The 12,548-nt window shown below is 71.8% G+C and carries 11 protein-coding genes; 3 read left to right on the top strand and 8 right to left on the bottom strand.

The features are described from left to right. Positions 1-136: 136 nt before the first annotated feature. On the bottom strand, positions 137-1,708 hold the full coding sequence (locus tag ACFYWM_RS18200; RefSeq protein WP_389915951.1) for a pentapeptide repeat-containing protein: 1,572 nt from the start codon (positions 1,706-1,708) through the stop codon (positions 137-139). Between the two features lie 328 nt (positions 1,709-2,036). Beyond that, positions 2,037-2,402 (bottom strand): VOC family protein, encoded by a 366-nt coding sequence (locus ACFYWM_RS18205; RefSeq protein WP_389915954.1) that lies wholly within the window; start codon positions 2,400-2,402, stop codon positions 2,037-2,039. A 274-nt stretch (positions 2,403-2,676) separates the two neighbouring features. Between ACFYWM_RS18205 and ACFYWM_RS18210 the strand changes: the two genes are divergently transcribed. Next, complete coding sequence (locus ACFYWM_RS18210; RefSeq protein WP_389915957.1) at positions 2,677-3,759, top strand: DMT family transporter; 1,083 nt, start codon at positions 2,677-2,679, stop codon at positions 3,757-3,759. A gap of 48 nt (positions 3,760-3,807) precedes the next feature. Here the strand turns inward: ACFYWM_RS18210 and ACFYWM_RS18215 are convergent, their stop codons facing one another. Together ACFYWM_RS18215 and ACFYWM_RS18220 are read right to left on the bottom strand one after the other, a co-directional pair. Further along, positions 3,808-4,599, bottom strand: coding sequence for a class II aldolase/adducin family protein (locus ACFYWM_RS18215; RefSeq protein WP_389915960.1), 792 nt, complete (start codon positions 4,597-4,599; stop codon positions 3,808-3,810). 57 nt (positions 4,600-4,656) lie between these two features. Continuing rightward, on the bottom strand, positions 4,657-5,808 hold the full coding sequence (locus ACFYWM_RS18220) for a lactate 2-monooxygenase (RefSeq protein WP_389915963.1): 1,152 nt from the start codon (positions 5,806-5,808) through the stop codon (positions 4,657-4,659). A 226-nt stretch (positions 5,809-6,034) separates the two neighbouring features. Between ACFYWM_RS18220 and secA2 the strand changes: the two genes are divergently transcribed. Then, positions 6,035-8,245: an accessory Sec system translocase SecA2 gene (secA2, locus tag ACFYWM_RS18225; protein ID WP_389915966.1), complete on the top strand. Its 2,211-nt coding sequence runs from the start codon at positions 6,035-6,037 to the stop codon at positions 8,243-8,245. Between the two features lie 39 nt (positions 8,246-8,284). On the opposite strand, the gene ACFYWM_RS18230 is transcribed toward secA2, so the two are convergent. Next, positions 8,285-8,677 (bottom strand): hypothetical protein, encoded by a 393-nt coding sequence (locus tag ACFYWM_RS18230; protein ID WP_389915969.1) that lies wholly within the window; start codon positions 8,675-8,677, stop codon positions 8,285-8,287. Beyond that, entirely contained in the window at positions 8,674-8,907 is a 234-nt protein-coding gene (locus ACFYWM_RS18235; RefSeq protein WP_389915972.1) for a hypothetical protein, read from the bottom strand. The genes ACFYWM_RS18230 and ACFYWM_RS18235 overlap by 4 nt, the downstream gene beginning before the upstream one ends. A gap of 200 nt (positions 8,908-9,107) precedes the next feature. Between ACFYWM_RS18235 and ACFYWM_RS18240 the strand changes: the two genes are divergently transcribed. After that, the gene (locus tag ACFYWM_RS18240) at positions 9,108-9,911 is read left to right on the top strand and encodes a helix-turn-helix domain-containing protein (protein WP_389915975.1); all 804 of its coding nucleotides are present in this window, start codon (positions 9,108-9,110) and stop codon (positions 9,909-9,911) included. Positions 9,912-10,043: 132 nt separating this feature from the next. Here ACFYWM_RS18240 and ACFYWM_RS18245 read toward each other — a convergent pair whose 3' ends face one another. Together ACFYWM_RS18245 and ACFYWM_RS18250 are read right to left on the bottom strand one after the other, a co-directional pair. Further along, on the bottom strand, positions 10,044-11,600 hold the full coding sequence (locus ACFYWM_RS18245) for a PepSY-associated TM helix domain-containing protein (protein WP_389915978.1): 1,557 nt from the start codon (positions 11,598-11,600) through the stop codon (positions 10,044-10,046). A gap of 334 nt (positions 11,601-11,934) precedes the next feature. After that, complete coding sequence (locus ACFYWM_RS18250; protein ID WP_389915981.1) at positions 11,935-12,477, bottom strand: hypothetical protein; 543 nt, start codon at positions 12,475-12,477, stop codon at positions 11,935-11,937. Positions 12,478-12,548 lie beyond the last annotated feature (71 nt).

Raw genomic sequence — 12,548 nt, forward strand, 5'->3', positions numbered from 1 at the left:
AAACACCCTCACGAACAGGCCTCCGATCGGGCGGGAAACACCCTCACAACGCCCTCACGAACCGGCAGTCCGGCCGAACGGGAAACACCCTCACAACGCCCTCACGAACCGGCACTTCGCTCGGACGGGAAACACCTCACGAACCGGCACTCCGGGCGCGACCGGCGTCCTGGTCGGCGCCTCGGATCCGATCGGCATCCGGACCGCCGTCACCGGGCCCGGCGTCGGCGGATTCGCCTGACCGGGGGTTCTCACCATCTCCCGTGGCGGGAAGCGCGGTGCCGGAGTCGTCGTCGCCGGTCCGGAAATCCCCACGGATCTCGCGGGCTTCCCCGGCCTCCTTGACCAGGTGTGTCGTACCGGAGCCGTCGTCGCGGGCGACTTCCCGCCAGCCGGTGGGCCAGGAGCGCCGGGCGCCGGGCGCCTCCCGTACCGTCGCCTCCCAGAAGGCGGGCGCGGTCGTGAAGACGGCCTCGGCGAAGGAGGCCCTGTCCTCGAAGACGGCCCGGCGGAATACCGCCTCGTCCTCGAACACGGTGTCGCCGAAGAGCGCGGCACCCCCGAAGGCGGTCCCGCGGAAGAGGGCCCGGTTTTTGAAGACGGCCCGGTCGAAGAAGACCAACCGCTCGAACACGACGTCCCTGAAATCCGCCCGCAGGGCGAACACCGCCTGCCGGAAGACGGCCTCGTCCCTGAACACCGCGCCCTCGAAGCCCACCTTGTAGTTGGCCTCCCTCCAGGCCGCACTGCCGGTGAAGACGGCTCCCCCGAACACCGCCACGCCCTCGAAGACGGCCCTGTCGAAGCGGGCGAACCCCTCGAACCTGACTCCGCCGAACCGGGCCTCCCGCATCCGGCAGTCGACGAACCCCACCTTCACGAGCCACGCGCCCGTGAGATCGAGATCGATGTCCGGCCAGAACGTGACGGGCCTGACCGGCTCGGACCTGCTCCAGCGCAGGTGGTTCCTGAGGATTCCCTGGGCCGTGGCGCGCACCTGGAGTTCCTGCGGGTCGACGGCCTCCTCCCGGCCGTCGGGTTCCCCTTCTCCCGGCGCGGCCGGGACGGGAGGCATCCGGAGGTAGGCGCAGATCACGTCGACGACCGTCTGGCGGTGTTCGGGATTGTCCTGCGCGACGCGTTCCAGGGCGTACAGGCCGGCCAGGCGCACCGCGGCCTTGTCGTGCCCGAGCTGGTCGGCCGCCTTGGTGTAGAGCTCGGTCACACGCCGCTCTCCGGCGTCGTACTCCTGGTAGGCCTGCGTACGCTCCCCGAGCCACTGGCGGCGCACGCCCAGGAGGAGCGCCACCAGCCCCACGGCCCCTGCGCCCACGGTCAGGCCGGTCTTCACCGCGTCCAGGCGCATCTCGACGCGCTTGGACGCGTCCGGCGCCGTGTCCGCGAGGAACAGCAGGACGGCCGTGGCGCTCCACATGGACACGACGATGAGTACGACCCCGGCGAGGACCCACCACCAGGACAGGACGCGCAGTGCCGCGCGGTCGTCCCGCCGGGGACTCGCCAGGGTCAGTCCGGCACCCACCCCGGCGAGCACCGCGGCCACCAGGGCGAGCAGGCCGGGCAGCGGGACGTAGGCCGCCAGGTCCGGCGCCCCGGCCCGGCTCGCCACCAGCGCGGCCGCCGCGACCGCCCCCGCCGCGAGCAGCGAGATCACGCCGGCCGTCCGGCGCCGGGGGTGCCGCCTCATCAGTCCTCCTCGGGGATGGGGCCTCCGCCTTCGGACGGGCTCCGGGCGAGGGCCGCGGCCTCTCCGCCACCTCCGGGGAGGGATCTTCTTCGGGGAGGGATCCGCCCCCGGGAGGTCTCCACCCGGGAGGTATCCGCCGCCTTCAGGGAGAAGAGAGTCCGGAAGGCAACTTCAGCGCATCCCTTCCAGATCGTCCAGTCGTCCCGGAGGAACGCCCCGCGCCGAGCCTCTGACTCCCGAAAACCCCCGGCCCCGAGCCCCCCGCTACCTCCGAACCCCTGTCACCTCGCGCCCGAGCTCCCTGCCTTGAGGGCCCCGGTTCGGGTGGTCACTCACCGCCGGGCGGGCAGAGGCAGAACAGGTGCCCTTCGGGGTCGGCGAGCACCACCCACTTCCCCTCGCCGGGCTGGAAGTCGGGCCGGGTGGCCCCGAGCTCCAGGTAGTCCCGGATGGCCTCTTCGAGGTCGGGCACGCGGACGTCCAGGTGGAACTGCTTGTCGGGTCCCGGCCACGAGGCCGGCTTGCGGTCGGGGTTCTGCTGGAAGTAGATGCTCATCGTGCCGTCGCCGATACCGGCGTAGGTGTCATCGGCGTACTGCACCTCGTAACCGAGGACGGCCGCGTAGAACTCGGCCAGCCGCCTGGGCTCGGCGCAGTCGATGTTCACGGCGAGAAGCTGTGCTTTCGTGGTCATGGAACGATCGTCGCGCCCATACCTGTCAGCTGCTGTCACGTTTGCCGGAACGCTTTCCGGAACGGTTCTCCGGAGCGGGTGGTGACAGGAATAAGTGGTGGCCGCCGTGCGGAGTGCCTGGTTAGGGTGGCTCCGTGTTCCTGATCGTCTCCCCGCCGACCGCCCGATAGCGGGCGGCCCTCTCTCCTGACGACCGGACCCGAGCGGTCCGGTGGGTGCTTGCCGTCCGCACACGTGCGACCTGACGACAACCACCTCATCTGGAGAGATCTCCATGACGCACGTCTCCGTACGGCGGGGTCTGCTGTACGTGTCCATCGCGGCGACCGCCTGGGGCACCGGCGGTGCCGCCGGTGCGCTGCTCCACCAGACGGGCGGGCTCGGCCCCGTCGCCGTCTCCTTCTGGCGTTTCGCCGCCGGGGCCGCCGTGCTCCTGCTGGCCAGGTCCCTGTTCGGCCTCGGCGGGACCCGGCACGCCGGGCCACTCACCGTCCTCCGGTGGATCCGCTCCACCGGACCGCTCATTACCGCCCGGCGAACCCGGCACGCCGAACCGCTCACCACCGCCCGGCGAACCCGTCCCACCCGACCGCTCACCACCGCCCGGCGAACCCGGTACGCCGGACGGCTCACCACACCGCTCACCGCCTTCAGCCGGGCACTCCTCGACCGGCGGGGTTCGGTGCTCGGGCGGGTGCTGGTCACCGGCGTGGCGATGGCCGTCTACCAGACGGCCTACTTCGCGGCGATCGCCGAGTCGGGCCTGGCCGTGGCGACCGTGGTCACGATAGGCGCCACCCCCGTCCTCGTGGCCGCGGGCGGGTGGCCGGCGCTGGGAGAGCGCCTGAGCGGCGCCGGGCTGGGCGCGGTCGCGATCGCCCTGACCGGTCTGGCCGTACTGACGCTCGGAGACGGGTCGGCCACCTTCTCGGCGGCCGGTGTCGGGTGGGCCCTGCTGTCGGCGGCCGGGTACGCGGGCGTGACCCTGCTCAACCGGGCCTCCACCGGCGAGCCGTACGCCACCGCGACCGGGGGCTTCGTCGTCGGCGGGCTCTGCCTGCTCCCCGTCGCGCTGCCCCAGGGCCTGCTTCCCTCCGGTGACCCGCTCGCCTCCTGGGCGATCGTCGTCTACCTCGGCACGGTCCCGACGGCGCTGGCCTACGGGCTCTTCTTCATCGGTCTCGCCGCGGTGCGTGCCACGACGGCCGCCGTGATCTCCCTCGTGGAACCGGTCGGCGCGGCGGTCCTGGGCGTTTTGCTGCTCGGTGAGCGGCTCACCCCGGCGACGGCGTGCGGGAGCGTCCTGCTGCTCGGCGCGGTCGTCCTGCTCGCCCTGAAGGAGAGAGGACAGGTGTGACCACGCCCGCGAGGGTCCCGTACGGAAGTACGGGACCCTCGCGGGACCTCAGCCGAACAGGTCCGGGTCGGTGGCGACGATCTGGTCGTACAGGGGCTGGAAGTTGATCCAGCCGACCGTGTCGCCGCCGATCTGGCCGTGGGTGAGCTTGGCGTTCTCGTGGGTGATCCGGACGGTGGGCCCCGCGGCCTTGGCCAGGAGCTGGGCCTGGCACGAGCGCTCCATCGTGATGAACCACCAGGCGGCGGCGTCCACGCTGCCGCCCACCGTCAGCAGCCCGTGGTTGCGCAGGATGACGGCCTTGTGGGAGCCGAGGGCCCGGGCGATGCGGCGGCCCTCCTCGGTCTCCAGGACGACGCCGGTGTAGTCGTCGAACAGGGCGTGGTCCTCGTAGAAGGCACAGGCGTCCTGGGTGAGCGGCTCCAGGAGCGTGCCGAGGGACGACAGCGCCTTGCCGTGCACCGAGTGGCTGTGCGCGGCGGCGACCACGTCCGGCCTGGCCTGGTGGACCATCGAGTGGATCGCGAACGCGGCCTGGTTGACGTGGTGGCGGCCGTCGACCACCTGGCCCTCGTGGTTGACGAGGATCAGGTCGCTGACCTTGATCTGCTTGAACGACATGCCGAACGGGTTCACCCAGAAGTGGTCGGTGTGCTCGGGGTCGCGGACGGTGATGTGCCCGGCCACCCCCTCCTCGAAGCCGAACCTGCCGAACAGGCGCAGCGCCGCGGTCAGGCGTTCCTGACGATGGCGGCGCTCCTCCCGCACGGTCTCGAACGTCGGCGGCAGCCGGAAGGTGAGCTGGTCCTTGGGAACGGGCCGCAGGTCGGACAGGCTCATAACGCCTCCAGGACGGTCATAGCGCTTCCAAGATGGTCACAGCGCTTCTAAAACCGGTCACAGCGCCTCCAGGACGGAGGGGTCGAGGTCGGCGGGGCGGCTGTGGCCCGCCAGGCCGAGGGTGAGGTCGAGCTCGGCGAGCAGGCCGCGCACCACGTGGCGCACGCCGTCCTCGCCGCCCGCGGCCAGGCCCCAGACGTACGGCCGGCCGAGGAGCACGGCCCGCGCGCCGAGGGCGAGGGCCTTGAAGATGTCGGAGCCGGTGCGGACGCCCGAGTCGAACAGCACGGTCATCCGGTCGCCCACGGCCGCCGCGATCGCGGGGAGCGCGTCGAGCGAGGCCGTGGCGCCGTCGATCTGGCGGCCCCCGTGGTTGGAGACGACCACGCCGTCCATGCCCGCGTCCGCGGCGCGCAGGGCGTCGTCCACGTGCTGGATCCCCTTGAGGACGATCGGCCCGTCCCAGTTGTCGCGCAGCAGGGACAGCTGGTCCCACGTGTGGGGGCGGCCGTTGAACATCGGCACCCACTGCATGATCGCCGCGTCGAGGTCCTCCTCGACCGGGCGGGCGAGCCTGGAACGGAACACCGGGTCCGACAGCGGGATCGCCAGGCCGGTCCCGCGCAGGAACGGCAGGTAGGCGTGGTCGAGGTCGTGCGGGCGCCAGGCCAGGGTCCAGGTGTCGAGGGTGACGACCAGGGTGTCGTACCCGCTCTTGGCGGCCCGGTCGAGCAGGCTGAGCGTGACCTCGTCGTCGTGCGGCCAGTAGAGCTGGTACCACCGGGGGCCGTCGGCCTCGGCCACCTCCTCCAGCGTGTGGGACGCGGCGGTGCTCAGCACCGTGGGGACGCCGAGCGAGGCCGCGGCCCTGGCGGTGGCCAGCTCGCCGTCCGGGTGCACGATCGACTGCACCCCGATCGGGGCGAGGGCGAGCGGCGCCGGGTAGGACCTGCCGAACAGCTCGACGCCGAGGTCCCTGACCGGGACGTCGCGAAGCATCCTGGGCACGATCCGCCACCGGTCGAACGCCTCGCGGTTGGCGCGCTCGGTCGCGCCGGTCCCCGCGGAACCGGCCACGTACCAGTACGGTCCCGGGTCGAGCCGCTCGCGCGCCACCCGCTCCAGCTCGGCGACGGACGTCGAGTACGGGGGCGGGGTCCCGACCAGCCCGTTGAGGTAGATCTCGTACTGGTAATCGGAGAAGGCCATGCCCCAACCTTTGTTCCGATCACTGTGGATGTCCATCACTTGTTGGCTAAAATCACATCCGACTTATCCCGCTATGGCATGACAAGTCACCGGCGCCCCGGACACCCGGCGGGAGCGCCTCGATCTTGAACGGCCGATCTTCGTACCGCGACCTGAACGGCCGATCTTTGCACCACAATGTGCGGAGAGACGGAACGCGAGCCCGGGAACGGGCGTTGGAGGGAACGTGGCCTCGATTACCCAGCTCTTCAGGCGGTTCCTCGAACGCCCCGGCACCATCGACCTCTCGAGGTTCGAGAAGGTCGTCGCCGAGGCCGGGACCCGCGAGGAGCGGATCCGCGCGCTCGACGAGCTGCCCACGCCGTCGGCCGACGACCTCCCCGAGTTCTGCGCGATCGTGCGGGAGGCCGCGCGCCGCTCGCTCGACCTGCGGCCGTACGACGTGCAGCTGGTCGGCATGCTGGCGATGCTGTCGGGAAACGTCGCGGAGATGGCCACCGGCGAGGGCAAGACCCTCTCCGGCGCGATGGCCGCCGCCGGGTACGCCCTGCAGGGCAAGCGCGTCCACGTGATCTCGGTCAACGACTACCTGGCCCAGCGTGACGCCGAGTGGATGGGCCCGCTGTACGAGACGCTCGGCGTCTCCTACGGATGGATCGGGCAGAACTCCACCCCCGAGGAGCGCCGGGCGGCCTACGCGGCGGACGTGACGTACGGCTCGGTCAGCGAGATCGGCTTCGACGTGCTGCGCGACCGGCTGAGCACCTCCGTGGACGACCTGATCGTGCCCGAACCGGCCGTGGCGCTGGTCGACGAGGCCGACTCCGTGCTGGTCGACGAGGCCCGGGTGCCACTGGTGCTCGCCGGTGCCGCCGACCCCGGCGACTCGGTCCCGGAGATGGCCGTGCTGGTCAGGCAGCTGGTCAAGGGTTACCACTACGAGCTCGACGACCAGGCGCGCAACGTCCACCTGACGGGCAAGGGCATCGACACCGTCGAGCAGGCGCTCGGCCTCGACCTCTACGACACCCCGGCCACCCTGACGGACGTCAACCTCGCGCTGCACGCGCACGCCCTGCTCACCAAGGACGTCGACTACATCGTCCGCGACGGCAAGGTGCACCTGATCAACCCCTCCCGGGGCCGGGTGGCGCTGCTGCAGCGCTGGCCCGACGGGCTGCAGGCGGCGGTGGAGGCCAAGGAGGCGCTCTCCCCGTCGGAGACCGGTGAGATCCTCGACTCGATCACCGTCCAGGCGCTGATCACCCGCTACCCCGAGAAGTGCGGCATGACCGGCACCGCGGTGGCGGTCGGCGACCAGCTGCGGGAGTTCTACGACCTCAAGGTCGCCGTGATCCGGCCCAACCGGCCGAACGTGCGGATCGACGACCCCGACCGCCTCTTCGAGTACCGCATGGAGAAGGACCTCGCGCTGGTCGAGGAGATCGTCGAGGTGCACGCCACCGGCCGGCCGATCCTGATCGGCACCCTGGACGTGGCCGAGTCCGAGCGCCTCGCGCTCACCCTGAGCGGGCGCGGGCTGGAGTGCGTGGTCCTCAACGCCAAGAACGACGCCGAGGAGGCGGCCATCATCTCCCGGGCCGGGGAGCGCGGCGCGCTCACGGTCTCCACCCAGATGGCCGGGCGCGGCACCGACATCCGCCTCGGCGAGGGCGTCGACGAGCTCGGCGGCCTGTACGTCATCGGCTCGGGCCGGCACACCAGCAGCCGCCTGGACGACCAGCTCCGCGGGCGCGCGGGCCGCCAGGGCGACCCCGGCGGCTCGGTCTTCCTGGTCAGCGGCGAGGACGAGCTGATCACCCACTACGTCGCCGACGAGTACGCCAAGGGCGTGCCCGAGCACTCCCTCGTGGGCCACGCCCAGCGGGTCGCCGAGGGCGTCAACATGGAGATCCACCGCAACACCTGGCGTTACACCCGGCTGCTGGAGCGCCAGCGCGGCCAGCTGCTGGAGCGCCGCGACCGGGTCCTGCGCGACGACGTGGCCGGTGAGGCCCTGGCCAAGGCGGCCCCCGAGCGGTGGGCGGAGCTGTCGGAGAGCGTCGGCGAGGACGTGCTGCGTGAGGCGGCCCGCCAGATCGTGCTGTTCCACCTCGACCGCGGCTGGGCCGACCACCTGGCGTACCTCGCGGAGCTGCGGGAGGGCATCCACCTGCGGGTCCTCGGCCGGCTCAACCCGATCGACGAGTTCCACAAGGACGCCGTCCCGGCCTACCAGCGGCTGCTGGCCGAGATCGAGTCACGCTCGGTCGAGACCTTCGAGACCGCCTCGGTCACCGAGGACGGCCTCGACCTGGAGGGCGCGGGCCTCAAGCGCCCCACCGCCACCTGGACCTACCTCGTCCAGGACAACCCCTTCGGCACCGAGTGGGACCGCATCCTCAACCGCCTCGCCACCAAGGTCCGCCGCCGCTGACGCCCCGCGGGCGGCCGTCGCGGCGGTGCGGGCCGCCCTTCAGGCGCTGAGCTGGTCGACCCGCGACTTCGACAGTTCAAGCAGGGCCGCGCTGTCGCGGACGGAGACGCCCGCCGCCCGGAGAGCCGCCACGGCCTCCCTGGCGGTCTCGCCGAGTTGCGCGGCCACCTGGTCACGCCGTGCCCGAAGGTCTCTGTAGGTGTCGAGCACCGCGGGTGGGACACCGGCGACCTCGTAGAGGTACGTCACAACGATCTCGGCCTCCGCGGGTGCGTCGAGGATGAAGTGCTTGGCCGCCTCCACCTCCTCGTACAGCTCAGCAAGGGTGTCGCCGGAGACACCTCCCTGGATGGGGGCGTCCATCGGGAGCGCGATCCAGTAGTCGGTCTTACGCACGGCCTTCATCGTGAGCCGCAGGGGTGCGTCGGTCATTCCAGCCGTCCCTTTCCGAACACGTCTTCCAAGTCATGCGCGAGAGCCGCGAGCAGGTCGGGGTCCATATGCCGCATCGGGACCCGGGACCGGGCGACCACCACCTGGTCGGAGTCGTAGAGCAACAGGGACCGGGTGGTCCTGCCCGCGTCGATCCAGTCCGGACGCAGGGCGTGCCGGCGTGCGAGCTCGTAGATCCGGTCGCGGATCTCGGGGTATGTCTGGAGCACGCACGGAAATTAGCGTACTGGACGAAGGTCGTCCAGCGAACTGGACAACAGCTCGGCGGTTTGCCGTGATGCGTGGAGATAAATTCCGGTGCCTGGTTCGCGTTGCCCGGACGTGGCGCGGGGGTGCGTCGCCGACATCATGGCGGGCGTTACGTACGTGGTAATGGTTTCGCCGATCGCCGCCGGTTATCGTGGCGTACGTGACCACCACCAGCGCGTCCCGGCCGGTAGGCGAGCTTCTGCGCCAGTGGCGGGAACGACGGCGGATGAGCCAGATGGACCTCGCGATCCAGGCCGACATCTCCACCAGGCACCTGAGCTTCGTGGAGACGGGCCGGTCCAAACCGAGCAGGGACATGATCCTGCACCTCGCGGAAGAGCTGGAGCTCCCGCTGCGCGAGCGCAACCACCTGCTGCTGTCCGGCGGGTTCGCGCCGCTCTACGCGGAGACGCCGCTCAACTCGCCGCACATGGCGTCGGTGCGGGAGGCGCTGGGGCAGGTGCTGAGCGGGCACGAACCGTACCCGGCGGTGGTCGTCGACCAGCGTTGGAACCTCATCGACCGCAACGCCGCGACCGGGCTGCTGCTGCGCGGGGTCGCGCCGGAGCTGCTCGTCCCGCCGGTCAACGTGCTGCGGCTGAGCCTGCACCCCAAGGGCATGGCGCAGCGGATCATCAATCTGGGCGAGTGGCGGGCCCACCTACTTCACCGGCTCCGCCGCCAGATGAGCCTCACCGCCGACCCCGAGCTGGCGGCGCTCTGGCAGGAGCTCGACGACTATCCCTGCGACCAGCCCGAGCCGGAGATAGACCGGCCGGGGCCCGGTGACATCGTGATCCCCCTCAGGCTCCGCCGGGGCTATCGGGAGCTCGCTTTCTTCAGCACGATGGCCACCTTCGGCACCCCGCTGGACATCACCGTCGCCGAGCTGGCCATCGAGGCGTACTTCCCGGCGAACCCCGAGACCGCCGCCTACCTGCAGCACCAGCACCACCCCGACTGAGCCGGGGGCGGAGACGGGGCGGGGATGCGGCGTGCGCCCCACGCCGCACCCCCGCCGTCTCGGCCGGTCCGGCCGGTGTCACTCGTCACCGGCCGGTCCGGGTCCTGGAAGGTCTTTCGCCGTCGGCGGGTCTCAGCCGGGAACCCCGGCCTCCGACCTGCTGGTCTCACCGGGCTCATCCGGCTCGCGGGCCTTGCCGACCGCGGCAGGCTCGCCGGACTCGGCGGGCGCGTCCAGCTCGCCGAGCCCGGCGGGCACGTCAGGCCCGCCGTTTTCCGGCTTCCTCGCGCGTGACGCCGCGACCCTGGCGAGGACGACGTCGACCACGAGGAAGGCGAGCAGCGAGATGCCCAGCAGCGGGAGGAACACGCCCACCGCGATCACCACGACCGCCAGGGGCAGGACCACGGCCAGGGGCAGCCGCCGCAGGCCGCCGCGCTCGTAGGGGGCGCCGAACCCGCGGGTCGGGCGGCGCAGCCACCACATGCGGTAGCCCCACACGATGACCGAGATCAGCGCCACGGCGAGCGCGGCGAGCAGGATCTGGTTGACCAGGCCGAACAGCACTCCCATGTGCCCGTCGATGCCCCACCGGGTCAGCTTGGCGCCGATGGGGAAGTCGTCGAAGCGCAGCTCGGCGACCGCCTGGCCGCTGGTGGCGTCGACCGCCACCTGGTCGTTGCGCTGCGGCCAGAGGCGGTCCGTCTCCTTGACGACGTACGGGTCGCCGGACTCGGCCGGCCAGACGACCTCCATGGGTCCGGACAGGCCCTTGCCCGCCGCCGCCTGGACGACCTGGTCGACGTCGGCGGCCGGGGCGGCGCCCGCGTCCCCTCCGGCGTGGCCGCCGTGGTCACCGTGACCGCCGGAGACGGGCATCGACGGGGTGCCCCAGCCGATCCCCCGCTGGATCACGTCGACGTTGACTCCCGCGTACTTCGACCAGGTCAGGCCGGTGGCCGACAGGGCGAGCAGGCCGACCAGCGCCCACAGGCCGACCGAGCCGTGCCAGGAGAGGGTCTTGCGCTGGCCGCGGGCGCCGCGCTCGGGGGCGACGATACGACGCAGCCGCTGACCGGCACGGCGACGGCGGGTCAGCCACAGCACCAGACCGCCGAGCGCGACCAGCCACAGCCAGCTGGCGGCCATCTCGCTGTAGACGCGTCCCGGCTCGCCCAGGTGCAGGTGGCGGTGGAGCTGGGAGATCCAGGTGCGCACGGGCAGCGCGCCCGAGCTGCCGTAGCTCTCCAGCGTGCCGCGGACCTCGGCGGTGTACGGGTCGACGAAGACCGCCGTGCGGACGCTCTCCGGGAGGGCGGGGTCGTTGAACAGCACCCGCGTCGTCGCGCCGGGCTCGTCGTAGGTCCACACGGCGCTGATCGTTCCCCCCGGCTGCGCGGACGTCGCGGCGGCGACCTGTCGCGCCAGGGGCAGCTTCTGCTGCCCGGCCGGTACGGGGACCGTCAGCTCGTGGGAGTGGACCACCTTCTCCAGCTGGAAGGAGGCGGCGTACAGCAGGCCGGTCGTCGCGGCCACCAGCAGGAAGGGCGCGACGAGGATTCCCGCGTAGAAGTGCAGGCGGAGCAGGAGCGAGCGCAGCGTCGCCCAGGTGGAGGGCACCGGGGGCACGGGGGCCGGAGAGGGACCGGACGATCCGGTCTCGGGCTGGATCTCGACGTCAGACGTCATGGGGAGAGTTCTCCGTTCGCAGGGAACGCGCGCACCGTCAGGTACGCGTCACCGCGGTGTGAGGTTCAGTTCGGCGTCGCGGAAGGGCGCGCGAGATTCCGGTTCCCGCCCGCCGGAGGCATGCTGGGAACCGGGCGCGCGGCCCGTTGGCGTTTGGTGCTGGCAGGTGCTGGCAGGTGCTGCCGGTACTAACCGGGAGCAGTTGGGCGCCGACGTCCGGGCTCACCGGCGGGGAGGCCGCGACGGCGCGACGGCCCACGGCCGGGGAGGGGTGCGGCGCTCGGAGAGGCGGGCCCGCGAGGGCACGGCGGTCTCCGGGCGCGACGGCCCGATGTCAGACGGCGTACGAGAGCGCGGGCGGCCCGCGGCGCGACACGGCGGCGGCGAGCAGCCGGGTGACCGGTGGCACCCGGTCGCCGGGCGCGGGGGGAAGCGTGACGCGGCGGGCGACGGGGGCGCGCCACCGCAGCAGGGTGAGGACCGTGGCGAAGAGCAGGAACAGGAGCGTGGCCAGGCCGCACTCCCCGCGCTCCAGCCAGTGGGCCGACAGCCACGCCGTCACGGCGTGCACCAGCAACATGAACAGGCCGGTGGACAGGCCACCGGCGCCGTGCTCATGCCCGGTCGACGGAGGTACCGCGCCGGAGGTGAACCAGAGGTGCATGCCGTACTGCGCGGCGAAACCCGCTCCCAGCAGCATGCCGAAACCACGCCGCCGCCGGGCGAGCGCGAACGCGCCCGCCGCGGTCGGCAGCATCGCCCAGACCAGCACGCCCGGTCCCACCGGGCTGCCGCCGGCCAGCACATGCATGGCCAGCGACACCGTCACGCACACGACCGCGAACACCGCGGCGCGAACAAAACGGAAGGCATGCATGGGGCAATGGTGACAGAGAATGTTGAATCCGCCAGCCCTTGAACTGTGGAAAAGAGTGTGGATTAATACCA

The sequence above is a fragment of the Streptosporangium sp. NPDC002721 genome, assembly GCF_042888905.1.
In the GTDB taxonomy this organism is placed as follows: domain Bacteria; phylum Actinomycetota; class Actinomycetes; order Streptosporangiales; family Streptosporangiaceae; genus Streptosporangium.

What these genes read in the sequence shown, in the direction of transcription:
- ACFYWM_RS18210 (WP_389915957.1), top strand. Translation starts at nt 2,677, where the DNA reads ATGACGCACGTCTCCGTACGGCGGGGTCTGCTGTACGTGTCCATCGCG.
- ACFYWM_RS18205 (WP_389915954.1), bottom strand. Translation starts at nt 2,402, where the DNA reads ATGACCACGAAAGCACAGCTTCTCGCCGTGAACATCGACTGCGCCGAG.
- ACFYWM_RS18215 (WP_389915960.1), bottom strand. Translation starts at nt 4,599, where the DNA reads ATGAGCCTGTCCGACCTGCGGCCCGTTCCCAAGGACCAGCTCACCTTC.
- ACFYWM_RS18230 (WP_389915969.1), bottom strand. Translation starts at nt 8,677, where the DNA reads ATGACCGACGCACCCCTGCGGCTCACGATGAAGGCCGTGCGTAAGACC.
- ACFYWM_RS18250 (WP_389915981.1), bottom strand. Translation starts at nt 12,477, where the DNA reads ATGCATGCCTTCCGTTTTGTTCGCGCCGCGGTGTTCGCGGTCGTGTGC.
- ACFYWM_RS18245 (WP_389915978.1), bottom strand. Translation starts at nt 11,600, where the DNA reads ATGACGTCTGACGTCGAGATCCAGCCCGAGACCGGATCGTCCGGTCCC.
- ACFYWM_RS18220 (WP_389915963.1), bottom strand. Translation starts at nt 5,808, where the DNA reads ATGGCCTTCTCCGATTACCAGTACGAGATCTACCTCAACGGGCTGGTC.
- ACFYWM_RS18200 (WP_389915951.1), bottom strand. Translation starts at nt 1,708, where the DNA reads ATGAGGCGGCACCCCCGGCGCCGGACGGCCGGCGTGATCTCGCTGCTC.